The 25,658-nt window shown below is 69.5% G+C and carries 26 protein-coding genes; 10 read left to right on the top strand and 16 right to left on the bottom strand.

Going from position 1 to position 25,658, the window contains the following annotated elements:
- Window positions 1-12: 12 nt before the first annotated feature.
- Window positions 13-675, bottom strand: coding sequence for a GntR family transcriptional regulator (locus EJC77_RS08350; RefSeq protein WP_164520357.1), 663 nt, complete (start codon window positions 673-675; stop codon window positions 13-15).
- A gap of 158 nt (window positions 676-833) precedes the next feature.
- On the opposite strand from EJC77_RS08350, the gene gabT reads away from it, so the two are divergent.
- The 6 genes from gabT (at window position 834) to EJC77_RS08320 (ending at window position 7,697) form a co-directional block, all read left to right on the top strand.
- Window positions 834-2,180, top strand: a complete 1,347-nt coding sequence (gene gabT, locus EJC77_RS08345; RefSeq protein WP_125611531.1) for a 4-aminobutyrate--2-oxoglutarate transaminase — start codon at window positions 834-836, stop codon at window positions 2,178-2,180.
- A 67-nt stretch (window positions 2,181-2,247) separates the two neighbouring features.
- Window positions 2,248-3,771 carry an aldehyde dehydrogenase gene (locus tag EJC77_RS08340; RefSeq protein WP_125611529.1) on the top strand — a complete coding sequence of 508 codons (1,524 nt, stop codon included), beginning with the start codon at window positions 2,248-2,250 and terminating at the stop codon, window positions 3,769-3,771.
- A 250-nt stretch (window positions 3,772-4,021) separates the two neighbouring features.
- On the top strand, window positions 4,022-4,528 hold the full coding sequence (locus EJC77_RS08335; RefSeq protein ID WP_164520356.1) for an HtaA domain-containing protein: 507 nt from the start codon (window positions 4,022-4,024) through the stop codon (window positions 4,526-4,528).
- Window positions 4,528-5,823 (top strand): FAD-dependent oxidoreductase, encoded by a 1,296-nt coding sequence (locus EJC77_RS08330; protein WP_125611525.1) that lies wholly within the window; start codon window positions 4,528-4,530, stop codon window positions 5,821-5,823. The genes EJC77_RS08335 and EJC77_RS08330 overlap by 1 nt, the downstream gene beginning before the upstream one ends.
- A gap of 30 nt (window positions 5,824-5,853) precedes the next feature.
- Window positions 5,854-6,312 carry a flavodoxin domain-containing protein gene (locus EJC77_RS08325; protein WP_125611523.1) on the top strand — a complete coding sequence of 153 codons (459 nt, stop codon included), beginning with the start codon at window positions 5,854-5,856 and terminating at the stop codon, window positions 6,310-6,312.
- Window positions 6,313-6,470: 158 nt separating this feature from the next.
- On the top strand, window positions 6,471-7,697 hold the full coding sequence (locus EJC77_RS08320) for an MFS transporter (protein WP_125611521.1): 1,227 nt from the start codon (window positions 6,471-6,473) through the stop codon (window positions 7,695-7,697).
- Here the strand turns inward: EJC77_RS08320 and EJC77_RS08315 are convergent.
- The gene (locus EJC77_RS08315) at window positions 7,660-8,658 is read right to left on the bottom strand and encodes a cation diffusion facilitator family transporter (RefSeq protein WP_125611519.1); all 999 of its coding nucleotides are present in this window, start codon (window positions 8,656-8,658) and stop codon (window positions 7,660-7,662) included. The two genes, EJC77_RS08320 and EJC77_RS08315, sit on opposite strands and share 38 nt — an antisense overlap.
- A 260-nt stretch (window positions 8,659-8,918) precedes the next feature.
- Between EJC77_RS08315 and EJC77_RS08310 the strand changes: the two genes are divergently transcribed.
- On the top strand, window positions 8,919-10,607 hold the full coding sequence (locus EJC77_RS08310) for a DUF8189 domain-containing protein (protein WP_164520355.1): 1,689 nt from the start codon (window positions 8,919-8,921) through the stop codon (window positions 10,605-10,607).
- A 25-nt stretch (window positions 10,608-10,632) separates the two neighbouring features.
- The gene (locus EJC77_RS08305; RefSeq protein WP_125611515.1) at window positions 10,633-10,923 is read left to right on the top strand and encodes a protease inhibitor I42 family protein; all 291 of its coding nucleotides are present in this window, start codon (window positions 10,633-10,635) and stop codon (window positions 10,921-10,923) included.
- Window positions 10,924-10,959: 36 nt separating this feature from the next.
- Here EJC77_RS08305 and EJC77_RS08300 read toward each other — a convergent pair whose 3' ends face one another.
- The 4 genes from EJC77_RS08300 to infC form a co-directional block, all read right to left on the bottom strand.
- Window positions 10,960-11,874: a TrmH family RNA methyltransferase gene (locus EJC77_RS08300; RefSeq protein WP_125611513.1), complete on the bottom strand. Its 915-nt coding sequence runs from the start codon at window positions 11,872-11,874 to the stop codon at window positions 10,960-10,962.
- A gap of 2 nt (window positions 11,875-11,876) precedes the next feature.
- Window positions 11,877-12,260 carry a 50S ribosomal protein L20 gene (gene rplT / locus EJC77_RS08295; protein WP_125611511.1) on the bottom strand — a complete coding sequence of 128 codons (384 nt, stop codon included), beginning with the start codon at window positions 12,258-12,260 and terminating at the stop codon, window positions 11,877-11,879.
- Between the two features lie 102 nt (window positions 12,261-12,362).
- Complete coding sequence (gene rpmI / locus EJC77_RS08290; protein ID WP_125611509.1) at window positions 12,363-12,557, bottom strand: 50S ribosomal protein L35; 195 nt, start codon at window positions 12,555-12,557, stop codon at window positions 12,363-12,365.
- 102 nt (window positions 12,558-12,659) lie between these two features.
- The gene (gene infC, locus EJC77_RS08285; protein ID WP_240629982.1) at window positions 12,660-13,631 is read right to left on the bottom strand and encodes a translation initiation factor IF-3; all 972 of its coding nucleotides are present in this window, start codon (window positions 13,629-13,631) and stop codon (window positions 12,660-12,662) included.
- Window positions 13,632-13,972: 341 nt separating this feature from the next.
- On the opposite strand from infC, the gene EJC77_RS08280 reads away from it, so the two are divergent.
- On the top strand, window positions 13,973-14,389 hold the full coding sequence (locus EJC77_RS08280; RefSeq protein WP_125611505.1) for a DUF1844 domain-containing protein: 417 nt from the start codon (window positions 13,973-13,975) through the stop codon (window positions 14,387-14,389).
- Between the two features lie 79 nt (window positions 14,390-14,468).
- Here EJC77_RS08280 and EJC77_RS08275 read toward each other — a convergent pair whose 3' ends face one another.
- The 8 genes from EJC77_RS08275 to EJC77_RS08245 form a co-directional block, all read right to left on the bottom strand.
- Window positions 14,469-15,758 (bottom strand): MFS transporter, encoded by a 1,290-nt coding sequence (locus EJC77_RS08275; RefSeq protein ID WP_125611503.1) that lies wholly within the window; start codon window positions 15,756-15,758, stop codon window positions 14,469-14,471.
- A gap of 47 nt (window positions 15,759-15,805) precedes the next feature.
- Window positions 15,806-16,708: an SseB family protein gene (locus tag EJC77_RS08270; RefSeq protein ID WP_240629972.1), complete on the bottom strand. Its 903-nt coding sequence runs from the start codon at window positions 16,706-16,708 to the stop codon at window positions 15,806-15,808.
- Between the two features lie 5 nt (window positions 16,709-16,713).
- Window positions 16,714-17,451 carry a bifunctional 1-(5-phosphoribosyl)-5-((5-phosphoribosylamino)methylideneamino)imidazole-4-carboxamide isomerase/phosphoribosylanthranilate isomerase PriA gene (priA, locus tag EJC77_RS08265; RefSeq protein ID WP_125611501.1) on the bottom strand — a complete coding sequence of 246 codons (738 nt, stop codon included), beginning with the start codon at window positions 17,449-17,451 and terminating at the stop codon, window positions 16,714-16,716.
- A gap of 26 nt (window positions 17,452-17,477) precedes the next feature.
- Window positions 17,478-17,639 carry a hypothetical protein gene (locus EJC77_RS20335; protein ID WP_164520354.1) on the bottom strand — a complete coding sequence of 54 codons (162 nt, stop codon included), beginning with the start codon at window positions 17,637-17,639 and terminating at the stop codon, window positions 17,478-17,480.
- Window positions 17,640-18,323, bottom strand: coding sequence for an imidazole glycerol phosphate synthase subunit HisH (hisH, locus tag EJC77_RS08260; RefSeq protein WP_125611499.1), 684 nt, complete (start codon window positions 18,321-18,323; stop codon window positions 17,640-17,642).
- Entirely contained in the window at window positions 18,320-18,946 is a 627-nt protein-coding gene (hisB, locus tag EJC77_RS08255; RefSeq protein ID WP_125611497.1) for an imidazoleglycerol-phosphate dehydratase HisB, read from the bottom strand. Before hisB ends, hisH begins: the two co-directional genes overlap by 4 nt.
- 134 nt (window positions 18,947-19,080) lie before the next feature.
- Window positions 19,081-20,178: a histidinol-phosphate transaminase gene (locus EJC77_RS08250; protein WP_125611495.1), complete on the bottom strand. Its 1,098-nt coding sequence runs from the start codon at window positions 20,176-20,178 to the stop codon at window positions 19,081-19,083.
- Between the two features lie 58 nt (window positions 20,179-20,236).
- A complete protein-coding gene (locus EJC77_RS08245) occupies window positions 20,237-20,611 on the bottom strand; it encodes a LysM peptidoglycan-binding domain-containing protein (protein ID WP_125611493.1) in 375 nt (124 codons plus the stop codon).
- 269 nt (window positions 20,612-20,880) lie between these two features.
- Here EJC77_RS08245 and lexA point away from each other — a divergent pair, with 269 nt between their 5' ends.
- Window positions 20,881-21,624 (top strand): transcriptional repressor LexA, encoded by a 744-nt coding sequence (gene lexA, locus EJC77_RS08240; protein WP_420820308.1) that lies wholly within the window; start codon window positions 20,881-20,883, stop codon window positions 21,622-21,624.
- 151 nt (window positions 21,625-21,775) lie between these two features.
- On the opposite strand, the gene EJC77_RS08235 is transcribed toward lexA, so the two are convergent.
- Both EJC77_RS08235 and hflX read right to left on the bottom strand, forming a co-directional pair.
- Window positions 21,776-23,842: an ATP-dependent DNA helicase gene (locus EJC77_RS08235; protein ID WP_125611491.1), complete on the bottom strand. Its 2,067-nt coding sequence runs from the start codon at window positions 23,840-23,842 to the stop codon at window positions 21,776-21,778.
- The gene (hflX, locus tag EJC77_RS08230) at window positions 23,835-25,520 is read right to left on the bottom strand and encodes a GTPase HflX (protein ID WP_125611489.1); all 1,686 of its coding nucleotides are present in this window, start codon (window positions 25,518-25,520) and stop codon (window positions 23,835-23,837) included. Before hflX ends, EJC77_RS08235 begins: the two co-directional genes overlap by 8 nt.
- Between the last annotated feature and the right edge of the window lie 138 nt (window positions 25,521-25,658).

Here is a 25,658-nt window from a genome sequence, read left to right as displayed (position 1 = left end):
CCCGAACCTGATTCAGGCGACGGGCGCCATGGGGTGGGCGGTGTGCAGGCCGCGGCCGGCGACGATGTGCTCCAAGGCGACGCGGCGGGCCAACTCCGGGTCGCCGGATTCGGCGGCCTCGGCGATGGGGCGGTGCTGCTCGACGAAGTCCCCCGCCGTGCCGTTCTCCAGGATGTCCGCCCAGACGCTGGCGGCCATCGCCGTCTGCCAGATGACATCGAACATACTCAACAGGTATTCGTTGTCCAAGGCTTCCACCGTGCACCGGTGGATCTCCTTGTTGACCAGGAACACCTCCATGGCGGTGGTCTGTGGGGCGTGTGACAACTCTTCGAAGGTCGTGCGCACAAGCCGTGCCGCGGCACCGCCGCGACGCGCAACCTCCGCCAGGGCGAAGGGTTCGATGGCGTTGCGCGCCGCGTACTGCTTGTCGAGCTCGGCGTCGGTCAGCTCCCGGACCGAATAGCCCCGCCGCCCGTTTGGCTCGATGACGCGTTCCATCTCCAGCCGGTGCAGGGCCTCGCGCACCGGCGTGCGGCTGATGCCCAGCCGGGCGGCCAGATCGTCCATGAGCAGCCGGGCTCCGGGATCCAGGTCGCGCGTCAGGATGCCTTCGGCGATCTGCGCATAGGCGGCATCGGCGAGCGTCGCGCGGGCAAACTCAATCTTCTTCATGGTCATCTCCAGGTCCCGGGAGTTCCCAGTGTATCGGCTCTTGGCAGTCACCGGATTTACGTATACGGTATATCTTATCCGGATGTGACCCCTGTCATCATCCCCGCCCGGCCCCCGCCGGACCATCCAACTCTCCCCCCCCAAAGGAGGCGGCCACCATGACCGCTAGCACCGTCGTCGGCGGACTGGACCTCGCCCAGGAACGCAGGATCGTGACCGCAATCCCCGGTCCGCGCTCAAGCGAGATCCTCGCGGTCAAGGAGCAGGAGGTGGCCCGGTCCGTCGGCCACACGCTGCCGATCGTCGCCGAGGCCGCCGGCGGCGGAGTCCTGGTCGACGTCGATGGCAATTCCTTCATCGACCTGGGCTCGGGCATCGCGGTCACCGGCGTGGGCAATGCCAACCCGCGGGTGGTCCGCGCGGTAACCGAACAGGTCCAACGCTTCACACACACCGCCTTCACGGTCGTCCCGTACGAGGGCTACATCGAGGTGGCCCGCAAGCTCAACCGCCTCGTCCCCGGCGACTTCCCCAAGCGGACCGCACTGTTCAACTCGGGCGCCGAGGCGGTGGAGAATGCCGTGAAGATCGCCCGGCACGCGACCGGCCGCCAGGCCGTCGTCGCCTTCGAGCATTCGTTCCACGGCCGCACCAACCTGACCATGGCGCTCACCGCGAAGAGCTCCCCCTACAAGCAGGGGTTCGGCCCGTTCGCCCCCGAGGTGTACCGCGTCCAGGGCTCCTACCCGTACCGTGACGGCGGGCTGTCCGGACCCGAGGCCGCACGCCGGGCCATCGCGCAGATCGAGAACCAGCTCGGCGCCCAGTCAGTGGCCGCCATCATCATCGAACCGATCCAGGGCGAGGGCGGATTCATCGTCCCCGCCGAGGGCTTCCTGGCCACGCTTCATGAGTGGACCTCGAGCAACGGCATCGTGTTCATCGCCGACGAGATCCAGTCGGGCTTCGCCCGCACCGGATCCTGGTTCGCCGTCGACCATGAGGGCTTCGCCCCGGACCTGGTCACCATGGCCAAGGGCATCGCCGGGGGCCTGCCGCTTTCGGCGGTGACCGGACGCGCCGAGCTCATGGACGCCTCGCAGGTCGGCGGGCTCGGCGGCACCTACGGCGGGAACCCGATCGCCTGCGCGGCGGCCCTGGCCACTCTCGAATCCTATGAACAGGACGGGCTGCTGGAGCGTGCGCGGCGCATTGGCGCCATCCTCACCGAACGCCTGACGGCGCTGGCCCAGGCCGACCCGCGCATCGGTGAGGTCCGGGGGCGCGGGGCGATGATCGCCGTCGAACTCGTCGACCCTGCGTCCACCGCACCCGATGCCGACCTCACCGCCCGCGTGGTGAGGTTCGCGCACGAGAACGGCGTGATCCTGCTGGCATGCGGCAGCCACGGCAACGTCATCCGCTTCCTCCCCCCGCTCACCATCGACGACCACTTGCTCAACGAGGGCATCGACATCGTGGCCCAGGGCCTGGCCCGGTCATGAACCGCCCGGAGCGGGCGCATCCAACCCGAGGCCCGCTGGGCCACGCCAACGAAAGGACCCCACTGTCATGACGACTCAGGGCAATGAGCTGCTCGACACCGCCGCGGAAAACGAGGACGTGTCGGTCTACCAGCACTTCATCGACGGCGCCTTCACCGGGCCCGGCGACGGCGCGTACTTCGACAGTGTCAACCCCTACACCGGGAAGACCTGGGCCAAGATCGCCCAAGGCACCCCGGACGACGTCGACCGGGCCGTCGCGGCCGCCTCGGCGGCGTTCACGGGGTGGAGCCGCACCAAGCCGCAGTACCGCGGCAAGCTGCTGCTGGACCTGGCCGACCTGATCGAGGCCAACAGCGAGAAACTGGCCGAGATCGAGGTCCGAGACAACGGCAAGCTCTACGCGGAGATGTCCACCCAGACCCGCTACATGGCCGGGTGGTACCGCTACTACGGCGGCCTGGCGGACAAGGTGGAGGGGGCGGTCATCCCCACGGACAAGCCGAACATCCTCAATTTCACCCGTCTGGAGCCGCTGGGCCCGGTCGCCATGATCACCCCATGGAACTCCCCGCTGCTGCTGCTGGCCTGGAAGCTGCCTGCCGCGCTCGCGGCCGGCAACACCGTGGTGATCAAGCCCTCGGAGTTCACCTCCGCCTCCACCCTGGAGTTCATGAAGCTCTTCATCGAGGCCGGCTTCCCCCCGGGCGTCGTCAACACCGTGACCGGGTTCGGCCAGGAGGTCGGCGCGCCGCTGGTCGCCCACCCCGGGATCGCCAAGGTCGCCTTCACGGGGTCCGAAGTCGCGGGACGGAAGATCTACGAGAGCGCCGCCGGAGGATTCAAGCACGTCTCGCTGGAGTTGGGCGGCAAGTCGCCCAACATCGTCTTCGCGGACGCCGACCTCGACGCGGCGGCCGCCGGCGTCATCTCCGGGATCTTCGCGGCGACCGGGCAGACCTGCATCGCCGGTTCCCGGCTGCTGGTCCAGCGCTCCATCCACGACGACTTCGTGGCGCGTGTCGTGGCACTGGCCAAGCAGGCGACGATCGGCGATCCGATGCGTCCGGACACCCATGTGGGCCCGGTGACCACCCGGGCGCAGTACGAGAAGGTCCTGGCCTACATCGACATCGCCCGCGGCGAGGGCGCCGATTGCGTGCTCGGCGGCGCCCCCTACACGGGACCGGGCGCCTCCGGCGGCCAGTTCGTCCAGCCGACGATCTTCACGAACGTGCGCAATGACATGCGCATCGCGCAGGAGGAGGTTTTCGGACCCGTGCTCACCGTCATCCCCTTCGACGACGAGGACGAGGCCGTGGCGATCGCCAACGACAGCCTCTACGGCCTGGCCGCCGGCGTCTGGACGCAGGACATCGGGCGGGCCGTGCGCCTCTCCGAGAGCCTGCAGGCCGGCACGGTGTGGGTCAACACCTACCGCGCCGTGAGCTTCACCTCGCCGTTCGGCGGCTACAAGCGCAGCGGCCTGGGCCGGGAGAGCGGGATCGAGGCGATCAAGGAGTTCCTGCAGGTCAAGTCGGTCTGGATCTCGACGGCGCCCGATAGTTCCAACCCGTTCGTCATCAAGTAGGGCCGGGTTCCGGGGAGCGCGCGGGGCGGGATGAGGACCTCCGGGCCGACGTGGGTTTCACCGCCCGCTCGGTTCCCGGGGGTCCTCGTCATCCCTCACCCATGCCGGTTCGCCGACCATGGCCCCGGCCACCGCGCCGTGCACGACCGAACCCGGCGGACTGGGAGCCGGAATTTGGTCCCTCGTACTCCTTGTAGGGATTTCGTATTCGGTATACGCTAATGCTATATCGACGATCAAAGGAGTTGAGATGGTCGAATCCCCCGCCCTCCCCCAGGGCATTGACGCCCTGCGGTGGGGAATCAACACGAGATTTGACGACTACGTTCGCCAGCACGCCGGTGACGGTGAGGTCACCCTTGCCGACGGCGCCATGCGGGACGAGGAGGGCAACTACCTCTTCCCGCGGCGCGCCGAGTCGCCGGGGGATGACGGCGTCGTGGCATTCGGCGGCTCGGTCGAGTACCGCGCGTATCTGGGGGTGCTTGCCGTCCGGATCGCCGAACCGACCCTGACGGTCACCGACGGCCAGGTCCGGCTGCACATCGTCGATGACCACGCCCCGTCCGGCACCCGGCTTGAACTGGCCACCGCCGCACTCGATTCCGCCCCGGCCGGCGGGCTGACGCTCCACCCGCGCCTCACCGAACGCGGTGCCGAGATGTTCTTGGGCAAGTACCCCGCAGGCGCGCCCCTGGCCCCACTCGGCCTCGTCCCCGCCGCCCCGGCACCCGCCTCGAATGAAGGAGGAATCTAGTGGACTCCGTGGTGTCGATTGCCATCGTGGGAAGTGGGCCCGCGGGCTGCTACGTCGCCCAAAGCCTGCGTCGGGCGTTGCCCGAGTCCGAGATCACGATCTACGATCGACTGGCGTCCCCGTTCGGGCTGGTCCGCTATGGCGTGGCCCCCGACCACCAGAGCACCAAGTCCATCCAGGCGCAGTTCGCACGGCTGTTCGAACGTGAGAACGTGCGCTTCGCCGGCAACATCACCGTCGGATCGGATGTGAGCCTCGACGAGCTGCGCAGCACGCACAACATCGTGGTGCTGGCCTCCGGATTGTCAGAGGACCGCGTCGTCGGCGTGCCGGGCGAGGACTTGCCCGAGGTCCACCGGGCCGGCCGACTCACCAGGGTCTTCAACGCCCACCCGATGGAGCCGGTCGGCGTGCCCGATTTCGGGGGCGCCGTGGCCGTCATCGGCGGTGGCAACGTCTCCATCGACGTCCTCCGACTGCTCATTAAGCGCCCCGAAGACTTCGCCAACAGCGACGTCGATGACACGGCGCTGGGCCAATACGCGCAGGCCCCCGTACGCCGTGTCGAGTTCATCTGCCGCTCGACGGTTGCCAACGCGCCGTCGGATCCGGTCATGCTCGCCGAGCTCGGACGCATCCCCGGGGTGGCGTTCACCTGTTCCGATCCCGTCGCGGTGCCCGAGGACGCAACGCGCCAGGCCTCGGCACGCGCCAAGGCCCTCGAGGGGCTCCTCGAACTCGCCCCCGGACCACAGACCCGGGTGCAGGTCGCCCTGCACTTCGGGTGGTCCCCGGTGCGCATCCTCGGTGCGGACCACGTCGAGGGCGTGGAACTGCGCTCGGTCGAGGACGACCGGGAGCATCGGCGGGTGGCAACGGACTCCGTGGTGACCGCCGTCGGCTTCGACTTCGACCGGCACAATTGGCACGGGCTCGGCGAACTGAGCAGGAACCTTGAAACCGGCGCCCTCGACCGTGGCCTGTACCGCACCGGATGGATCAAGCGGGGCTCCCGCGGGACCATCGCCGAGAACCGCGCCTGCGCCAAGGCCGTCGCCGAGGAGATCCTCGCCGACCTGCCGGCGCTGGATCCGGCGCCGCGGCCCGGATACGACGGCTTGCCGGAGGACGTGCGCGCCCGGGCCGTGGACTATGCGGCCTGGCGGCGCGTCGATCTCGCGGAGGCGAGTGCCGCCGCCCACGGCCGCGCCCGCAAGAAATTCCCCAGCCACGATCATATGGTGGCGATCGCCCACGATACACTCGCCGGCCCGTCCGGCGCCGGCAATCACTAACCCTCACAACCCACCCAGTCAGGAGAAATCATGAAGATCCAGGTGCTGTTCGGAACCGAATCGGGCAACGCGGAGATGGCCGCGGAGGATCTCGCGTTGTCGGTCCGCAGCGACGACCAGGAGGTGGAGGTCCACGACCTGTCGGATTTCTCGATCTCCGAGCTGCAACATGACGCGCTCTACGTGTTCATCTGCTCCACCTATGGCGAGGGCGATCTGCCCAACACCGCGCTGCCGTTCTTCGCCGACCTCAATATCGTCCGCCCCGACCTCGCCTGGGTGCGCTACGCGATCTTCGGCCTGGGCGACACGTTCTACTCCGAAACCTACAGCCAGGGCGCCACAAAACTGGCCGACAAGCTCAACGAGCTGGGCGCGGAACGCGTCGGGGAGTTCGGCCGCTACGACGCGTCCTCGTGGGAACCGGTGGGCGAGAAGGCCGTTGAATGGTTTTCCGGCGTGCTCGAGGCCGCAGCCCAGATGCAGTGAGGCCCTGACTCCGGAATACCCGGGGCGAGGGCCGCGCGGCATCGGACTAGACTGGTGGACGGACACCGTCGTCACCCTCCCCCGCCCACCCGGCCCCGGAACCCTTGGCACCACGACGTGCCGGCACGGTGCGCCATTCCCTGCCGAGAGCGTTCTCCATGTCCCGTACCCAACCATCCATTGCCGTTCCGGCCGCCAACCAGAGCCGCCCGGAGCCGAGCCCGCGACACATCGCCCTGGCCATCGCGTCGCTGGCGGTCGGCGGCTTCGGCATCGGCACAACGGAATTCGCCATGATGGGCCTGTTGCCCAACGTCGCCGACGGCGTGGGTGTGGGCGTGCCCGAGGCCGGGCACCTGATTTCGGCGTACGCGCTGGGCGTGGTGGTCGGCGCTCCCCTGCTGGCGGCCCTGGGCGCCAGGCTGCCGCGGAAGGCCCTGGCCCTGGGCCTGATGGTGTTGTTCACGCTGGGCAACCTGTCCTCGTTCTTCGCCCCGGACTTCGGCTGGCTGCTCGCCACCCGTTTCCTCGCCGGGCTGCCGCACGGGGCCTATTTCGGCGTCGCCGCGGTGCTCGCGGCGTCCATGGTGGCCCCGACCAAGCGCGGCCGGGCCATTGCCGCCGTCATGATGGGGTTGTCCATCGCCAACGTGGTCGGCGTCCCGCTGGCCACGATGGTGGGCCAGAACTGGGGGTGGCGGCTGATGTTCGTGCTCGTGGCCGGCATTGGCGCGGTCACGATCGCTGCCGTCGCCCGGTTCGTGCCCGCCCGGCCCGCCGACCCCGCCGCCGGGATCGGCCGCGAACTGGGCACCCTCAGGCGCGGCCAGCTGTGGCTGACGCTGCTGGTTGGCGTGGTCGGCTTTGGCGGCTTCTTCGCCGTCTACACGTACGTCGCCAACACCATGACGGAGGTGGCCGGGCTGCCGGCCGCCATGCTGCCCCTGATCGTCGGGCTGTACGGCCTGGGCATGGTCGCCGGCAACGTGGTCGGCGGCAAGCTGGCCGACTGGTCCGTCATGGGCGGCATCTATGCGGTCATGGCGTTCATCGCTGCCATGCTCGTGCTGTATTCGGTGACGGTGCACATCCCCGTCATGGCGCTGGTGATGGTCTTCGTCATCGGCGCGTCCGGGGCCATGCTGATCCCGTCGCTGCAGACCCGTCTGCTGGATGTCTCCCCGGGTGCCGCGACGCTGGCGTCCTCGCTGAACCACTCGGCGCTGAACATGGCCAACGCGCTGGGCGCGTTCGTCGGCGGCCTGGTCATCGGCTGGGGCTGGGGTTACACGGCGCCGGCACTGGTGGGCGCCGTGCTGGCGGTCCTGGGGCTGGGCGTCGCGGCGGTCAGTGGCCTGTTGGATCGGCGCCCTGCGTCCGTGTAGGTTCGACGGCGGCATTGCCGGGGGTTTCGCGCTTTACGGCCGCCTTCGCGCTCGAATAGATGTCCGGCTCAAGGTACATGACGCGGGCGATCGGCACGGCCGCGCGCACGCGCTTTTCCGCCGCGTCGATGGCCGCGGCGATCTGTTCACCCGTTTCGGATTCCGCCACGGCGATCTTCGCTGCCACGAGCAACTCCTCCGGGCCCAGGTGCATGGTCTTCAGGTGGATGACCCGGCTGACGCCGGGGCCCACGAGCGCGGCCTCGATGGCGGCGACGTCGCCGGCGGTCGCCGACTCCCCCAGCAGCAGCGACTTGGTCTCCACGGCGAGGACGACGGCGACGGCCACGAGCAGCAGGCCGATGAGTGTGGTGCCGGCGGCGTCCCACAGGCCGTTGCCGGTGGCGAGCGTCATCGACACGCCGAACAACGCGAACACCAGGCCAAGCAGCGCGGCCGAGTCCTCCAACAGCACGACGGGAAGTTCGGGCGCCTTGGCGGTGCGCACGAACTGCACCCATGAACGTTTCCCGCGCGTGAGATTCGATTCCCTGATGGCGGTTCGGAACGAGTTGGCCTCAAGCAGGATGGAGCCGACCAGCACGACGATGGGCACCCAGGCCCAGCGCGGGTCGATGCCGTGCGGGTCATGCCACTTCTCATACGCCTCGAACAGGGCGAACAGGCCGCCGACGCTGAACAGGATGATGGACACGATGAACGCGTAGACATAGCGTTCGCGGCCGTAGCCGAAGGGGTGCTGGGGGCTCGCCTGGCGGGCTGCCCGCTTGCCGCCGACCAGCAACAGGACCTGGTTTCCCGAGTCCGCCACGGAGTGGATGGATTCCGCCAGCATCGACGACGAGCGGGTGAGCAGGTACGCCAGGAACTTCAGGACCGCGATGGACAGGTTCGCGGCCAAGGCCGCAACAATGGCCTTGGTTCCGCCTCCGTGTGACACGTGCGTTGCCCCCTTTGACGGGTTCGTGGAATGCGACGCTCACACTCTACCGGCACGGCGTTCAATCCCCTTGCCCGGTATCCCGGAACGGCTCTACGATTTGGGTACTGTTTGCTATGCGTGCGGGCTGGGCGGCCGAGGGGAGATCGGCGGCCCACAGGGCAGCGACGGGGGCGCCGGTCCACCCACCCACTCTCCAACAAGGCACGAGCGCGGCCGGTCCATTCGAAAGAGGCCGCGCAGCATGGGAGCGATCCGCCATGGCCAAACTCGACATTTCCGAATTATCCGCACACCTCACCCGGTCCAACGCGCGCTGGAGTGCGCGTATCACCCCGCAGTCGCAGTTCAGCGACGACGACAAGAAGGCGCTGTTGGGTGTCATCTTCACCCCGGCCGACCTCGCCCTGCGCGCGGCAGGCCCGCAGGCCCGGGCCGTCGCACCGCCGGCCAATCTCGCCACGGAGCTGGATTGGCGCAACAACAACGGCAACCACGTCACCCCGGTCACGGACCAGAAGTACTGCGGTTCGTGTGTCTCGTTCGGCTGCACGGCCGTCGTCGAATCCATGGCGTCAATCGAGTTGGGCCAGCTGCTGGACCTCTCCGAGGCCGACTCGCACTTCAACTCCAGCCACGGGCCGTCCTGCGCGGGCTGGGACACCGATTCGTGCATGGCCCAGTTGCAGGCGCGCGGCGAGGTGAGCGAGGGTGCGTTGGGCTACATGAGCGCCTTTGACAATCCGCCCGTCATCGACCCGGCCACGAGCCTGTGGAAGCCGTATGTGCGGCCCACCCCGAACCGGCCGGCCACGCAGGTGTCCATCACCAGTCATGGCTTGATCACGGACCTGTTCGCGCGCAAGCAGTACCTGAACGACCACGGACCCATGGCCGCCTGCTTTGACGTCTACGACGACTTCTACAGCTACGCCAGCGGCGTCTACACGCACACCACTGGCGCGCTGCAGGGCGGGCACTGCGTCGAGGTGATCGGGTACTCCGACTCCGAGCAGTGCTGGATCGCGAAGAACTCGTGGGGCACCGGCTGGGGGATGTCCGGTTTCTTCAAGATCGGCTACGGCCAGTGCAACTTCGACGTCTACGCGTGGGCCACGGCCCAGGGTGTCCAGGTCCCCTCGGTGCCGGCGTGGAGTGGCTGGGAGTCCCTGGGCGGGATCATCACGTCCAAGCCCAGCGCGGTCTCCTGGGGGCCCAACCGGATCGACGCCGTCGCACTGGGCACCGACTCCGCCGTCTGGCACCGCTGGTGGGACGGTGCCAGCTGGAATGGGTGGGAGTCGCTGGGCGGAAGCTGCCAGAGCGGCCCAGCCATCTGCTCGTGGGGGGCCGGACGGCTCGACATGTTCGTCGTCGGCACGGACCACCAGCTCTACCACAAGTGGTTCGACGGCGGCTGGAGCGGTTGGGAGGCGCTGGGCGGGATGCTGTCCTCCGATCCAGCCGCCGTCTCGTGGGGCCCCAACCGGATCGACGTGTTTGCCCGCGGCATGGACTCGGCCATGTGGCACCTGTGGTGGGACGGCAGCCACTGGGGCGGCTGGGAAAGCCTCGGCGGCGTCTGCGACTCCGCCCCGGCGGCCGCGTCGTGGTCGACCAACCGACTCGACACGTTCGTGAAGGGCACCGACAGCCAGTTGTACCACCAGTGGTGGGACGGCACCGCGTGGAGCGGCTGGGAGAACCTGGGCGGCTATCTGGGCGGGAACCCGGCAGCCGTGTCGTGGGGACCCAACCGCATCGACATCTTCTACCCGGGCGCCACGTTCACCATGATGCACAAGTGGTGGGACGGCACCTGGAGTGGCGAGGAAAGCCTGGGCGGCGGGCTGTCGTCCGGCGTGGGAGCGAGTTCATGGGCGTCCGGCCGGCTGGACTGTTTCGTGGAAGGCACCGATTCGGCCATGTACCACAAGTGGTTCGCGTAGCGAGTCGGGGCGGTGACGCGCACGCATGATCAACGTCGTGGCCGGCGAAATGTTCACGGTGGATTTCCGGGCCACCCCGTCCACGGGCTACCAGTGGTCCGTGACGGGGATCCCGGATGCCGTTGAACTGGTCGAGAACCGCTTCGTCCCGGACGGTCCGGCGGCGGACCCGGCACCCCGCGCCGGCGCCGGGGGGACGCACACATTCACGTTCCTGGCCAACCACAACGGCCGGATCGTGCTGCACTTCGAGCTGAAACGGGTGTGGGAGGAGACCGGAATCGACCACCGCGACGTCGCCGTCACCATCGGCTGAGGCCGCGAACGTGACTGACAGCTACTCGACGTCGTGTTACTGTTCGCCGCGGCGCTGGGCCCGGGCACTGGCGTACAGGCAGGTGGTGGCCGCGGTGCCGAGATTCAACGACTCGGCGCCGCCATACACGGGCACGGCCACCCGATGGTCCGCCAGCGCCTTTTCATCCTCAGCCAAGCCCTGCGCCTCGTTGCCGAACAACCACATGGTGCGATCCTCGAGCCGGCAGGCGGCACCGGGAACCTCGACGTTGAAACTCCGCGCGGCACTCTCGTCCTGGAGCAGGTCCAGGTTCAGGTGCCCATACCCGTCCGCGGCCAGGACCCCCATGCCCGCGGCCCGCGAGTCCGCCACGAGTTGCGCGGCGTCGGCGCCGAGGACGATTGGCAGGTGGAAGATGGACCCGGCCGTGGCGCGCACGGACTTGGGGTTGTAGATGTCCACGCTGGAGGACGTGAGCACGACGGCGTCCGCCCCGGCCGCGTCGGCGGCTCGCAGGACGGTGCCCGCGTTCCCGGGGTCGCGCACCTGGCACAACACGGCGACGAGTTTGGGGCGGGCGGCGAGCACCTCCGACAGCGGAACGTCGACGAAATTGCACACCGCGATGATGCCCTGGGGATGGACCGTGTCCGACATGGCCGCCAGCACCGTGTCACTGGCGATGCGAATCGCCAGCCGGCTGGCCGGGTCTTGGGCGATGTCGAGCATCTCCGGGTACCGCTTGAGGCACTCGAGCGAGGCGTAAACGGTTTCGACGACGGCGCTGCCGCCGGCGCGCCTGCAGTCCCGATGCGCACGCAACGCCTCCCGGACCGCCTGCGGACCCTCGGCCAGGAACTGCCGGCGCTTTAAACGCGCCGGGCGCCCCGCCAGTTTCGCAACGTCCCGGACCCGGTCGGCCCGGGGGTTGGTCATCGCGTCAACAGGGGGGCGCCCAGCGTCGCTCATGCTTACTTGGCGGCCGGGGCGGACGTGTCCGCCGGCAGTGCGGCCTTGGCCAGCTTCACGAGACCGGCGAAGGCGGCGGCGTCGTTCACGGCCAGGTCGGCCAGCATGCGGCGGTCAACCTCGATCTCGGCGGCCTTCAGGCCCTGGATCAGACGGTTGTAGGTCAGGCCGTTGGCGCGGGAGGCAGCGTTGATGCGCTGGATCCACAGGCGGCGGAAGTCGCCCTTGCGCTTGCGACGGTCACCGTAGCTGTACACAAACGAGTGCAGCAGCTGCTCCTTGGCCTTGCGGTACAGGCGCGACCGCTGGCCGCGGTAACCCTTGGCGCGCTCAAGAACAACCCGACGCTTCTTGTGGGCGTTGACCGCCCGCTTCACACGTGCCACGTGCGTACTCCTTCAAAATCGTTGATTCCCAAGCCAAACATGCCTGAGAAGGCTTTATGGCGGCCCGTCCCGGAACCGGTGGGGGCCGGATGACTTACGGAATCAGATGCCGAGCATCTTCCGGATGTTGCGGGCGTCCGCCGGCGACACGATCTTGTCGCCGGCCAGGCGGCGCGTGATGCGCGAGGACTTGTGCTCCAGATAGTGGCGGCGGTTCGCCTGCTGGCGCTTGAGCTTGCCGCTTCCGGTCAGCTTGAAGCGCTTCTTTGCTCCACTGTGTGTCTTCATCTTCGGCATGAGGACGTATCTCCTTGGTGTATCCACCGGACGGGCCGGGGGGTTTGCGTTGCCGCGGCCGGTGGGCCGCTGGCGGGGTCACTGCCAGGTGGGGCGGATGCCCTATCTGGCCGAGTCTTTCCGTGCGCCGCTCTTCGCGGGGCGCGGGGCCGGCTTCGGAGCCGCGACCGGCTTGGCCATCGGCTTCGGAACCGGTACCGGCTTTGCAGCCGGCCGGGGGGTCGGCACCGCCGCGGCGGCCGGCTTGGCCGGCAGCTTCGGGGCTGCTGGCGCCTCGGGCGCCTCGACGGCAACCGGCTCCAGGACGGGCTCGGCAACCGGTTCGACGACCGGCTCGGCAACCGCGGGCTCGGCAACCGGCTCGACGACGGGTTCGGCCTCGGGAGCCTGCGCAGCCGGTGCCTCCTCGACCACGACGTCGGCGACGGGCGCCGCCGTGGCCGTGTCGACGTCGTCCGTCAGCGACAGGCCCGCCGGCAACAGGTCGCTGAGCGACTGCGTCATCGGCACCTTGTTGTCCCGGTCGACGTCCACGCGGGTCGCCTCGTTGCGGGCCTTGTCCGCCGCGCGCTGGGCGTTGCGGCGGGCCTCGGCCTTCGCCTCGGCCTTGTTCTTGATCGGGCCGACCACCATGACCATGTTGCGTCCGTCGATGCGCGGAGTGGACTCCACCACACCGACCTCGGCGACGTCCTCGGCGAAGCGCTGGAGCAGGCGGATGCCCATCTCCGGGCGCTGCTGCTCGCGTCCACGGAACTGGATCATGGCCTTGACCTTGTCACCGGCGCCCAGGAACCGCAGGGCGTGCCCACGCTTGGTCTCGTAGTCATGCTTGTCGATCTTCAGGCGGAAGCGGATTTCCTTCAGAACCGTGTTCGTCTGGTTCTTCCGGGCTTCACGGGCCTTGACCGCGGCCTCGTACTTGTACTTGCCGAAGTCCATCAGTTTGCACACCGGAGGCTTGGCCTGCGGTGCCACCTCAACCAGATCCAGGTCGGATTCGGCGGCTAGGCGGAGGGCGTCCTCGATGCGGACGATCCCAACCTGTTCACCGGCCGGACCGACCAACCGCACCTCGGGGACGCGGATGCGCTCGTTGATTCTGGGGTCGCTAATGTGTGGCTCCTGTTGCACTTGGTACGAAGGGTGACATCGGCAAAAGGAGAAGGCCTCCGAATGCTGATGCAATCGAAGGCCTCGAGGATCGGTGCCGCGCAGGTTCATGCGCAGGCAGGCGCCCCGCTGGGAACGCCCCGACCGGAACCCGGCCACTCCGGGGCGTTGGGCGCCGGGTCGACAGGTGGGAGAGGTCTCCGCTTGCAAACTGGATCCCGCCCCCGTTCCCTGCGTCACCGCAGGGCGGTGGGGCATGATCGGGTAACGACATCCAGTCGGTCTGTGCCAAGCTTAGCAGTATGAGTACCCCAGAAAGTAATTCCGCCGCCGACACGACCCGCCACAGCTTTTCCGACGCCCCGGAAGAAGCGCTCACGGACAGTCAGGCCGCGTCGGTCATGCGGGACATCGCGGAGGTCCCGGCCGTCGAGGTGATCACGACGGCGGCCGTGCACCTCATGAGCGCGGCCGCGGTCAAGTGCGGACTCGCCGCCGGACCCGACGCCCAGGACCTGAAGGACCTGGACGAGGCACGCAAGCTCATCACCGCGCTGGCCGGGTTCGTCACGGCGGCGGCGCCGGAGATCGGCAGCCAGCATGCCGGGCCGTTGCGCGACGGGCTGCGCTCCCTTCAGCTGGCCTTCCGCGAGGCGTCCGAATTCCCCGATGCGCCCGGCAAGGGCCCGGGCGAGAAGTTCACGGGCGCCGTCAACTAGGTTCCCGCATCCCAACTGGTGGGCAGTAGTTGCCCGTTTCGAGCGGGTTTCGAGCAACTACTGCCCACCAGTTGGAGTTTTAGGAGGAGGCGACCGCGGCGAGCTCCTCGACGGCCTGGCTGAAGCGCCGGCGCCGCAGCCGCAGCACCATGATTCCGGCCAGGGCCAGCACCGTCCCGGCGACGCCGATGACCGTGAACCCCGCCCACGGACCGAGCCGGTCGATCAGGATCCCGGCCACCGGGGAGCCCATGGCGCTGCCGATCGTCATGGCCGAACCGTACCAGCCCATGGCCTCCCCGCGCTTGCGCTCCTCAACCAGGTCGGCGACCCGTTCCGCACTGGACGTCAACACCGGAGCGCACAACAGTCCCGGCGGGATCGACAGCAGGGCCAACGTCCACGCATTCGTGGCGAAACCCATGGGGATGGTCAACAGGGCCAGCCCGGCCAGCAGCCACAACGGGCTGATGGAGCGTTTGAGGGACCCGTACAGCAGCCCGCCGAGCAGCGACGCACCGCACCAGAACAGGAACACCAGGCCCAGCTCGCCGACTTGGTCGTTCTGCCGCAGCACGGCCACCATGCCGACATCGGTGCTGTTGAGCACCAGGCCGGCACCGAGCGCGGCACCAAGCACGGCCAGCACCGCCAAAGTCACCCACGACAGGTTCGCGCGAACGCGGAACAGGTACCCGGCGATCCGCCCGGCCGGCGGCACACCGGGGGCCACCGGGCGCGCCGGTTCGGCCGCCTCGGCGTCCAGGGCGACGACGGCGCCCGGCTGGCCCGTGCGCGTGGGCGGGTTGAACCAGATGAGCAGCAGGCCGGCGACGGCCGCGGACACGCCGATGATGACCAGACCGACCTGGCTGTGGATGGTCGTGGCCAACAGGACGCCGGCGGCCGGTCCCACCATGAACGTGATCTCCGCGCCCATGGAATCCAAGGCGTACGCGGTGCGCCGGTGCGCCGGCGGCACCATGACGCCCAGGGCCTGGCGGACCACCGAGAAGATCGGCACCGTGAACACGCCGCCGACGAGGGCGGCGAGCAACAGCAGCTGGTAACCCAGGAACGGCGCCGTGCACCAGATCACGATCTCGGCGATGACGGACGGGACCAGGGCGCGGCGCAGCCCGGCGATGTCCACGCGGCGCCCGCGCCACGGCGCGCCGAGGGCCATGCCGAGGGTCACGGCGGCCGCGACACCGCCGGCGGCCCCGTAGCCGAGGTTCATGGTCGTGACGACGTGCAGCGTCAGCAGCACCCCGGCGGCCGCGTGCGGGATGCGCGCCACCATGGCGATGAGCAGCAGCCGGCGCACGGGTGCGACCGCAAGGATCTCGCGGTAGCTGGCAAAGTTCACGAGGGGGCCTTCTCTCTCATGGCGGGCCGGCACCATGAGAGAACGTGTCAGGGCCGGGCGTGCGGGGGTGCGGGCGGGTCGAGCAGGCGAATCTGAACCGAATCAACGGTGGCGGCGAAGGTTTCATTCCGTGCCCAGTGGTCCTGCAGCCCGGCGACGATGTCGTTGACGGACCGCTGGTCCAACCCGGGCGCCAGGGTCAGGTTGACGCACAGTTCAGGTCCCGCGCCGCCACCCGGCACCAACCGTCCGGACGGTTCAGTATTCGTGTCCCATAGGGATTGTATGCCCTGCCCGGGGGCCGCCGAAACCCCCACGATGGCGGGATTGCCGGCCGCCGCGACGGAGGCGGCCAGGACGGCGCCGATCGCCGGGTCGGCATAACTGGGAACCCAGCCCCGTTGCTGCGCCAACGCCCACAATGCCGGCCGGCGCACCACGAACGGGCGCGGCGAGCCGGGGTCCAGCACCATGAGCTGGGCGTCCTCGGCCACGGCGGACAGCGCCGCCCGGGCCGCATACACGGCCACCGGGCGGGCGTCCGGGTGCCAGGCGGCCAGGGCCGCGGCACTCGTGAAGGCGGGCAGGGCGCGGCGGCCGTCGGGCGCCCGCAACGTGACCAACGCCATGTCGGATTCCTTGTCCGCGGCCAATCCGTTGGCACCGGTCTCCTGCTCGGCCAGCTGCGCCACGATGGGGATGAAGACCCGCGCGGTTGCCAGTGCGGCGACGACGTCGTGCTCCGTCCCGGTACCGGCGACCAGCCGCCGCACCGCCGCCTGGTAGGCGGCGTCCGTGCCGCCGTCGTCCGCGTCGAAATTGTGGTATTTCTCCCCCGCGGGCAGGTCGCGCCCGGCCCATGGCCGGCCGGCGGAATCGGTGGCGCCGCCGGCACCGGCCAGTGCCGCGGCGATATGGCCCGGGAGCTCCCGGCGCGGTGCCTGCGCCAAGGCAGTCAGCGGCGACCGGCGACGTCGAGCGCCTCCGGCAGCGTGAACTTGCCCGCGTACAGCGCCTTGCCGACGATGGCGCCCTCGACGCCCTCGCCGACGAGTCCGCGCAGCACGCGCAGGTCCTCGAGACTGGAGATGCCGCCGGAGGCGACGACCGGCTTGGCCGTGCGGGCGCACATTTCGCGCAGCAGCTCGACATTGGGGCCGCGCAGCGTGCCGTCCTTCGTGACGTCGGTGACGACGTAGCGGGCGCAGCCGGCGTCCTCGAGGCGGGCCAGCACCTCCCAGAGGTCGCCGCCCTCCTTGGTCCAGCCGCGCGCGGCCAGGGTGGTGCCGCGCACATCAAGTCCGACGGCGATCCGGTCGCCGAAGCGCTCGATGGCGCGGGCCGTCCACTGGGGGTTCTCCAGGGCCGCGGTGCCGAGGTTGACGCGCGCGGCGCCCAGTTCCAGCGCGCCCTCGAGCGAGGCGTCGTCGCGGATGCCGCCGGACAGCTCCACCTTCACGTTCAGTGCGTTGACGACCTCGCGCAGCAGGGGCAGGTTCGAACCGCGGCCGAACGCGGCATCCAGGTCGACCAGGTGCACCCACTCGGCGCCGTCGTTCTGCCAGGCCAGTGCGGCGTCGAGCGGTGCGCCGTAGCTGATCTCGGAGCCGGCCTCGCCCTGCACGAGGCGCACGGCCTGGCCGTCGGCGACGTCGACGGCGGGCAGCAGTTCCAGGATGGGTTGTTCAGTCATGGTGTCCTTCACGGGTGGGGCGGCGGCTATTTGCCGGCCGCGTAGGTCATCAGGTAGGCGGCCAGCAGCGAGAGCACGGCCAGGAACGCGAAGCCGATCGGGATCCAGCGCGGGGTCTTCTGCTGGTAAAACGTGTAGGCGCCGCCGATCAGCAGGCCGGCCAGGGCCATGAGCAGGATGGACCACATTCAGGCGGCCGTCCTCGGCAGCGAGCCCACCCAGTTGCGCAGCAGCCGGGCGCCGGCGTCGCCGGACTTCTCCGGGTGGAACTGGGTGGCGCACAGCGGGCCGTTCTCGACGGCCGCGATGAACGGCCCGCCGTGATCGCTCCACGTGACCATGGGCGGCTTCATGCGCGGCTGGGCCACGTCGAAGTCCCACTTCTGCACCCCATAGGAGTGCACGAAGTAGAAGCGCTCGTCGGCCACCCCCTCGAACAGCATCGACCCCTCCGGGGCCGTGACCGTGTTCCAGCCCATATGCGGGACCACGGCGGCGGCGAGCCGCTCGACCGTGCCGGGCCACTCCCCCATGCCGGTGGTCTCGGTGCCGTGCTCGACGCCCTTCTCGAACAGGATCTGCAACCCGACGCAGATGGCAAGCACGGGCCGGCCGCCGGCGACCCGCCGGCCGATCATGCGCAACGCATCCACATCCCTGAGTTCGGCCATGACGGCCGCGTAGGCGCCCACACCCGGCACGACCAGGCCGTCGGCGCCCAGCACGTCATCGGGCTTGGCGCTGAGCGTAACGACCGCGCCGGCACGTTCCAGTGCCCGGACGGCCGACCGGACGTTGCCGGATCCGTAGTCGAGGACCGTGACGGTGGGCCGTGACTCGCCGCTCGCCGCGCCTTGCGCCGCCGCGCTCACAGGGCGCCCTTCGTGGACGGGATGCCGGCCACCCGCGGGTCGTCCTCGACGGCGGCGCGCAGCGCCCGGGCGAATGCCTTGAACTGGGCCTCGACAATGTGGTGCGGGTCCCTGCCGCCGAGCACGCGCATGTGCAGGCAGATCTGCGCGTGCAGCGTGATGGCCTCGAACACGTGCCGGGTCAGCGACCCCGTGAAGTGTCCGCCGATCAGGTGGTATTCCTGCCCGGCGGGCTCCCCGCCGTGGACCAGGTAGGGCCGGCCGGACACGTCCACGACGGCGTGCGCCAGCGCCTCGTCGAGCGGGATCGTGGCCTCGCCGAAGCGGCGGATGCCGGCCTTGTCGCCGAGGGCGAGGCGCAACGCCTCGCCGAAGGTGATGGCCACATCCTCCACCGTGTGGTGGGCGTCGATGTGCGTGTCGCCGGTGGCCTTGACGGTCATATCGATCAGGGAATGCTTGGACAGGGCCGTGAGCATGTGGTCGTAGAACGGCACCGAGGTGTCGATCGAGGAGGCACCCGTCCCGTCGAGGTTGATCTCCACGAGCACGGAGGACTCGCTGGTGGTCCGTTCCAGCCGGGCGGTGCGTCCCGGGCCGGGGACCTGGTTGTTCACGGTCATCTGTCGATTGGTCCTTCGTTGCGGGGCTTTGGCAGGCCGGGGCGGCCCTCGGATCTGCACGGGCGGTACTGCCAGTCTAGAAGACCGGGACGGTGGGGCCCTATTTGCCGCGGGCCCCGTGCATGGTCGGCGGGCTAGTGCCCGAGGGCGCGGCGCAGGCTGTCCAGGAACGCGGTGGTTTCCGCCTCGGTCCCGGCCGTCACGCGCAGGTGGTGCGGGATGCCGACGTCGCGGATCAGCACGCCGTCGGCCAGCAACGCCTCCCAGACGGCCTGCGGGTCCGCGACGCCGCCGAAGAACACGAAGTTCGCATCCGAGCGCGCCGGGGCCAGGCCGAGGCCGCCCAGTTCGACGACGATCCGGTCCCGCTGGACCTTGATGGCCTCGACGTTGGCAAGCAGCGCGTCCGAGTGGCGCAGCGCCGCGACGGCCGTGGCCTGGGTGATGGCGGAGAGGTGGTAGGGCAGGCGGACCAGCCGGATGGCGTCACAGACCTCCGGCGCGGCGGCCAGGTAGCCGAGCCGGGCGCCCGCCAGGGCGAACGCCTTGCTCATGGTGCGGGAAACGACGAGCCGGGGACGGCCGGGCAGCAGCGTCAGGGCGCTGGGCGTGCCGTCGTGGGCGAATTCCGCATAGGCCTCATCGACGATGACGATGGCCTGCGACGCCTCACCGGCCTCGTACACGGCCCGCACCACATCGAGGCCGAGCGCGGTGCCGGTCGGGTTGTTCGGGGAGCACAGGAACACCACATTGGGCGCCGCGGCCCGAACCTGGGCAGCGGCGGATTCGGCGGTCAGCAAGAAATCCTGCGTCCGCACGCCCGCGAGGTAGGCCGTCCCGGTGCCGCTGGCCAGCAGCGGGTACATGGAATAGGTGGGCGGGAACCCCATGGCCGTGCGGCCGGGCCCGCCAAAGGCCTGCAGCAGCTGCTGGAGAACCTCGTTCGAGCCGTTGGCAGCCCACACGTTCGCCTCGGTCAGCCCGTGGCCCAGGTAGGCGGCCAGCGCCCGGCGCAACTCCGTGAACTCGCGGTCCGGGTACCGGTTCAGGCCCTCGAGTTCATCGGCCACGGCCTTCAGGATGGCTTCCTTCGCGTCCAGCGGGACGCCGAAGGTGTTCTCGTTGACGTTCAGCAGCACCGGCACGTCGATTTGCGGCGCACCGTACGGGTGCTGGCCGCGCAGGTCGTCGCGCAGGGGTAGCCGGTTGAGGCGTTCGAGTTGGTCCATGGCTCCAGTTTAAGACGGCAGGCCTGCTGGCCCGAATCGGGTGCCGTCATGTGAAACGTCAGCGTCGCAGCGGGACGACGAGTTGCTGGCCGGGATGGACGACGCCGCGGTGCAGCTCGTTGAGGGCGACGATGTCGGAGATGACGTCCCGCGGATCCCGTCGGGGGTCGCTGCGCCGGGCCACGGTCCACAGGCTGTCCCCCGCGAGGACGGTGACGGCGGCCGTGCGCACCTCCTCGACCGGCGCGGTGGAGGCGTGCGCCTCGTTGGCGAACAGCCCGACCAGCAGGGCCGCCGCCACGAGGGCCACCACCATGGCCGCGGCCACGGCCGGGATGCCCAGCAAGACGACGCGGCCGCGCCGGGTCAGCCGCAACGTGACCGGCGGCGGGGCCGGGACGGGACGGGTTGCCGCAAGATTCACCGCACTCATGACATGCACCTTTCCTGCCCCGACGACTCGAACGGACGAACTTCCATGGGGCTTGTCTTCGATAGAATAGATCTTCTAACGATGTTTCACCTCAGTCTTAGCACTTATGGACGACACGACGCAAGACTCGATAGAACAAATGTTTGAAATTGTCGGTGCGGCGCATTAATCTGGAAGCAGGATTCGCCGCTCACCAGCAGTCCACCAGAGGCCACCGACAAACCAGTCGGACCGGTACCTTCGGGCTACTCCCACGAAAGGACAGGCACATGCCGGCAGCAGACCAGCCGCAACGCATTTCCCGCACCTCCAGCAGGTCCGGCATGAAGGGATTGACCGTTCGGCAGAAGAAGATCCTCGAATGCATTCAGCGTTCGATCGTGGACAAGGGCTACCCGCCGTCGATGCGGGAGATCGGCGACGTCGTGGGACTGGCCAGCCTCTCCAGCGTCACGCACCAACTCAGCCAGCTGGAGAAGCACGGCTACCTGCGGCGCGACCCGAAGCGGCCACGCGCCATGGAGGTGCTGATCCCGCTGGTACTCGACGACGGCGTGGTCGAGATCGAGGGAGTGCCCGAACCGGAGTCGCTGCGTGGCACCAATGGGCTGAACATGGCCCAGCTGAGCAGTGCCTCGGACACCGCGTTCGTGCCGCTCGTCGGCCGGATCGCGGCGGGCGGACCGATCCTGGCCGACCAGGTGGTGGACGACGTCATGGCGCTGCCGCGCCAGCTCGTGGGCAACGGGGAGTTGTTCATGCTGCGCGTGGCCGGCGACTCGATGGTCGACGCGGCCATTTGCGACGGCGACTGGGTGGTTGTGCGCCAGCAGAACACGGCGAGCAACGGCGACATCGTGGCGGCGCTGCTCGACGACGAGGCTACCGTCAAGACCTTCCGCCAGCGCGACGGCCACACCTGGCTGCTGCCGCAGAATACGCGCTACGAACCCATCCTGGGCGACAACTCGACCATCATGGGCAAGGTCGTCTCGGTCCTGCGCAGCCTGTAGACGACCCAGCGGGATCTCGACAGGCTCGATCACCGGTGGTCGAGCCTGTCTCCGGTGGTCGAGCCTGTCGAGACCTCGGTGGTCGAGCCTGTCGAGACCGGATTTCGACAAGCTCAATCACCGGCGGTCGAACCTAGCGAGACCGGCGCGTTCAGGCGGCGAGGCGCTTGAGCGCCTCGAGCACCACGGCACGGTCCCGGGTGGCCCAAAACGGCGGCAGCGCGGCGCGCAGGAAGCCGCCGTAGGACGCGTTGGCCAGGCGGGAATCCAGCACGGCCACCACTCCCCGGTCCGTGGTGGAGCGGATGAGCCGGCCGACGCCCTGGGCCAGCCGGATCGCCGCATGCGTGGCGGAGATGGCGATGAACCCGTCACCGCCGCTGCTGGCCACGGCCCGGGCACGGGCCGTCACGAGCGGGTCGTCGGGGCGCGGGAACGGGATCCGGTCGATGACGACCAGCCGGCAGGAGGCGCCCTGCACGTCGACGCCCTGCCACAGCGACATGGTGCCGAACAGGCACGTGTCCGGTTCGTCGGCGAAGGTCTTGATCAGCGACGCCATGGATGAATCGCCCTGGCACAGGATTTTCACCGTCAGCGTCTTGCGCAGCTTCTCCGCCGCCTCCTCCGCCGCGCGCCGGGAGGAGAACAGCGCCAGGGTGCCGCCGCCGGCGGCCTCGATCAGCGCCTGCAATTCCGCGAGCTGCTCCGGTGAGGTGCCGAACCCCGGTTTGGCCAGGTGGGCGGCCACGTACAGCATGCCCTGTCGCTGGTAGTCGAACGGGGAGCCGACGTCGGCACTCGACCAGGCCGGCGCGCCGGGTCCGAGTAGCCCCAGCCCGCCGGCCGTGGCCTGGAACGACTCGCCGATGGCGAGCGTCGCGGACGTCAGCACGACGGTGCGGTCCGCGAACAGGCCTTCGCGCAGTTTCCCGGCCACGCTCAACGGTGCGATGTTCAGGACCGCCGGGTCGGCGTCGTCCGGTTTCTGGTACCCCTGGCCGGGCGTGAACGTGCTGGGCCGGGACGTCCAGACGACCTCGCGCGCCTCCCCGGCCGCCAGCAGCCGGTCCGACAGGTCCAGGACCAGGTTGAGCCGGGACCGGGCGATGGCGCGCCCCCCGTCGGCGGCGGCGCCGCCGTCGGGCTTGGAATCGGACAGGGCCGTGCGGGCCGCGTCGCGGACCATGGCGACCGCCTGCCCCTGTGCGTCGGACAGGCCGTTGGGCAGCAGTCCGGTGGGGACGCCGGCGATGGCGTTCTCCAGCGCGGTCGCCGCCGTCGTCAGCGCCTCGATATTGATGGCGGTGTGCTTGCGGGCGCTGGAGGCTGCGGAGCGGACCATTTGCACCGACAACTGGCCGGAGACGGCACCGGTGACCCGATCCTGCAGTTCGTGCGCCTCGTCCACGACGACGACGTCGTAGTCGGGCAGCACGGCGATGCCCTCGAATGCGCTGATCGCCAGCATCGCGTGGTTCGTGACGACGATGTCGGCGTCGGCGCCGCGGGCGCGGGCGAGCTCGGAGAAGCACGTTTCGGCCAGCGGGCACTTCTGCGCCCCCAGGCATTCCATGGAGGTGACGGACACCTGCCGCCAGGCCCGGTCCGTGACGCCGGGCATCAGCTCGTCCCGGTCACCGGTTTCGGTCTCCTGCGCCCATTCGCGCAGCCGGATCACCTCTTTTCCGAGCGCGCTCGTGGCGCCGGCCTGCCCGCCCGCATGGACGACGCTGGTGTCCTCGCCGAGCGTGAACAGCGCCCCCTCACCGGCGTCCTCGGCCGGGAACCCGCCGTCGACCTTGTGCCGGCACACGTAGTTGCTGCGGCCCTTGACGAGGGCCACGTCGATGGGCCGCGGCAGCAGCGGCTCGATCGCCGCCAGCAGGCGGGGCACGTCCCGGCCGACGATCTGCGCCTGCAGCGCCAGCGTCGCGGTGGCGATGACGGACGGCTTGTCGCTGTCCAGCGCGTGCACGATCAGCGGGACGAGGTACGCCAGCGACTTGCCCGTGCCCGTGCCCGCCTGCACGAGCAGGTGTTCGTTGTTGTCGATGGCGCCGACGACGCGACGCACCATCTCGTGCTGCCCGTCGCGTTTCTGCCCGCCCATGGTGGTGACGGCGGAGTCAAGCAACTCCAGGGCCAGGTCCACCGTCGGCTCCGCTGCCGGCTCCGCTGCCGAGTCCGCGGACGGTGCGTGGGCGCGCTCAGCCATGCTCGACATACGGTTTCAGCTCGGCGGCCAGGCCCTCGCGGACCAGCACGTGGGCGCGGGTGCCGGCCTCGACGTGCGCCAGCTCGAGGATCTCGGCGTCGGAGGCATGCAGGCGGCTGAGCACGTCGCCGCGGTCATAAGGGATCAGCAGCCGCAGATCGACGCCGGGACGCGGAATGGAGTCGGCGATGGCGGCGAGCAGTTCCTCGATGCCCTCGCCCGTGCGTGCGGACACGACGACGGTGCGCCGCTCCTTCTGGCGCAGCCGCTCGACGGCGAACGGGTCGGCGACGTCGGCCTTGTTCAGCACGATGATCTCCGGAATATCCCGGGCGTGGACCTCGGCGAAGACCTGGCGCACGGCGGCGATCTGCCCCTCCGGGTCGGGGTGCGAGGCGTCGACGACGTGCAGGATCAGGTCGGCGTCGGCCACCTCCTCCAGCGTGGACCGGAACGCCTCGACCAGCTGGGTGGGCAGCGACCGGACGAACCCGACGGTGTCGGCCAGCGTGTAGCCGAGGCCGTCGGCGGTCTCGGTCTTGCGCACGGTCGGGTCGAGCGTGGCGAACAGGGCGTTCTCCACGAGCACGCCGGCGTCGGTGAGCCGGTTCAGCAGCGAGGACTTGCCCGCGTTCGTGTACCCGGCGATGGCCACGGACGGTACGGAATTACGACGGCGGTTGGCCCGCTTGGTCTCCCGGGCCGGCTTCATCGCGGCGATCTCCCGGCGCAGCTTGGCCATCCTGGTGCGGATCTTGCGGCGGTCCAGTTCCATCTTCGTCTCGCCGGGGCCGCGGGAGCCGATGCCGCCACCGGCTGCGCCGACGCGTCCGCCGGCCTGCCGGGACATCGATTCGCCCCAGCCGCGCAGGCGCGGGAGCAGGTATTCGAGTTGGGCCAGTTCCACCTGCGCCTTGCCCTCGCGGGACTTGGCGTGCTGGGCGAAGATGTCCAGGATCAGCGCGGTCCGGTCGATGACCTTGACCTTGACGATGTCTTCCAGGCTGCGACGCTGGGACGGGGCCAGTTCGCCGTCGACCACGACGGTGTCGGCGCCGGTCGCGGCGACCAGGTCCTTCAGCTCCAGGGCCTTGCCGGAGCCGAGGAATGTGCCGGGGTCCGGTTTCATGCGCCGCTGCACCAAGCCGTCGAGTACCTCCGACCCGGCCGTCTCGGCCAGCGCGGACAGTTCGCGCAGTGAGTTCTCCGCGTCCGCGAGCGTGCCCTCGGTCCAGAGCCCGGCCAGCACCACCCGTTCGAGGCGCAGTTGTCGATATTCGACCTCGGTGACGTCCTCGAGTTCCGTGGACAGCCCGGCCACGCGGCGCAGCGCCCGGCGTTCGGCCAGGTCGGTCTGGTCACCGTCGTGCGAGCCGTGTTCGCGGGTGAGTTCGCCGAGCGCCTGGGCGCGCCCGTCGAGGGGCCGGCTGGCGGGTTCGCGGGCCTGGCCGTCACCGGCCAGCCAACCCTCCACGTCGTAGGCGGCGGCGTCCACCGGGGCGGCCGACCGGCCGGCCCGCCTGGTGACGGCGTCGTCTTTCGCCAGGATCCGGTCGATGACGGATTCGATTTCCGCTGCCGAGAGATGGTTCCCGGCCCCGTTGTGCTCCGGTCCCGGGTGGTTGACTCCGGCGTCGTGGCCGTCGCGGGACTCGCGGGATGGTTGGGCGTTGGACATAGTCTCCTTGGGTTCTTCGTGCCTGTCTCAATCGTAGTCCGGGCACCCGACATCGCGGAGCGCGGGCGCGTTCGCTGGGTGTGCGTCAGATTTGTAGGTAGTTGCGTCCGGTAACGGTTTTGTGGCTGTGGGCGGCGG

The sequence above is a fragment of the Specibacter cremeus genome, from assembly GCF_003946885.1.
GTDB lineage: Bacteria > Actinomycetota > Actinomycetes > Actinomycetales > Micrococcaceae > Specibacter > Specibacter cremeus.
Note: the sequence above shows the minus strand (reverse complement) of the source record. Positions and strands in the feature narration are given on the sequence as shown.

Bases quoted from the DNA above. Each gene is read 5' to 3' on its own strand.
- EJC77_RS08350 (WP_164520357.1), bottom strand. From the start codon at position 675: ATGAAGAAGATTGAGTTTGCCCGCGCGACGCTCGCCGATGCCGCCTAT.
- gabT (WP_125611531.1), top strand. From the start codon at position 834: ATGACCGCTAGCACCGTCGTCGGCGGACTGGACCTCGCCCAGGAACGC.
- EJC77_RS08340 (WP_125611529.1), top strand. From the start codon at position 2,248: ATGACGACTCAGGGCAATGAGCTGCTCGACACCGCCGCGGAAAACGAG.
- EJC77_RS08335 (WP_164520356.1), top strand. From the start codon at position 4,022: ATGGTCGAATCCCCCGCCCTCCCCCAGGGCATTGACGCCCTGCGGTGG.
- EJC77_RS08325 (WP_125611523.1), top strand. From the start codon at position 5,854: ATGAAGATCCAGGTGCTGTTCGGAACCGAATCGGGCAACGCGGAGATG.
- EJC77_RS08320 (WP_125611521.1), top strand. From the start codon at position 6,471: ATGTCCCGTACCCAACCATCCATTGCCGTTCCGGCCGCCAACCAGAGC.
- EJC77_RS08310 (WP_164520355.1), top strand. From the start codon at position 8,919: ATGGCCAAACTCGACATTTCCGAATTATCCGCACACCTCACCCGGTCC.
- EJC77_RS08305 (WP_125611515.1), top strand. From the start codon at position 10,633: ATGATCAACGTCGTGGCCGGCGAAATGTTCACGGTGGATTTCCGGGCC.
- EJC77_RS08300 (WP_125611513.1), bottom strand. From the start codon at position 11,874: ATGAGCGACGCTGGGCGCCCCCCTGTTGACGCGATGACCAACCCCCGG.
- rpmI (WP_125611509.1), bottom strand. From the start codon at position 12,557: ATGCCGAAGATGAAGACACACAGTGGAGCAAAGAAGCGCTTCAAGCTG.
- EJC77_RS08280 (WP_125611505.1), top strand. From the start codon at position 13,973: ATGAGTACCCCAGAAAGTAATTCCGCCGCCGACACGACCCGCCACAGC.
- priA (WP_125611501.1), bottom strand. From the start codon at position 17,451: ATGACTGAACAACCCATCCTGGAACTGCTGCCCGCCGTCGACGTCGCC.
- EJC77_RS20335 (WP_164520354.1), bottom strand. From the start codon at position 17,639: ATGTGGTCCATCCTGCTCATGGCCCTGGCCGGCCTGCTGATCGGCGGC.
- hisB (WP_125611497.1), bottom strand. From the start codon at position 18,946: ATGACCGTGAACAACCAGGTCCCCGGCCCGGGACGCACCGCCCGGCTG.
- EJC77_RS08250 (WP_125611495.1), bottom strand. From the start codon at position 20,178: ATGGACCAACTCGAACGCCTCAACCGGCTACCCCTGCGCGACGACCTG.
- EJC77_RS08245 (WP_125611493.1), bottom strand. From the start codon at position 20,611: ATGAGTGCGGTGAATCTTGCGGCAACCCGTCCCGTCCCGGCCCCGCCG.
- lexA (WP_420820308.1), top strand. From the start codon at position 20,881: ATGCCGGCAGCAGACCAGCCGCAACGCATTTCCCGCACCTCCAGCAGG.
- EJC77_RS08235 (WP_125611491.1), bottom strand. From the start codon at position 23,842: ATGGCTGAGCGCGCCCACGCACCGTCCGCGGACTCGGCAGCGGAGCCG.
- hflX (WP_125611489.1), bottom strand. From the start codon at position 25,520: ATGTCCAACGCCCAACCATCCCGCGAGTCCCGCGACGGCCACGACGCC.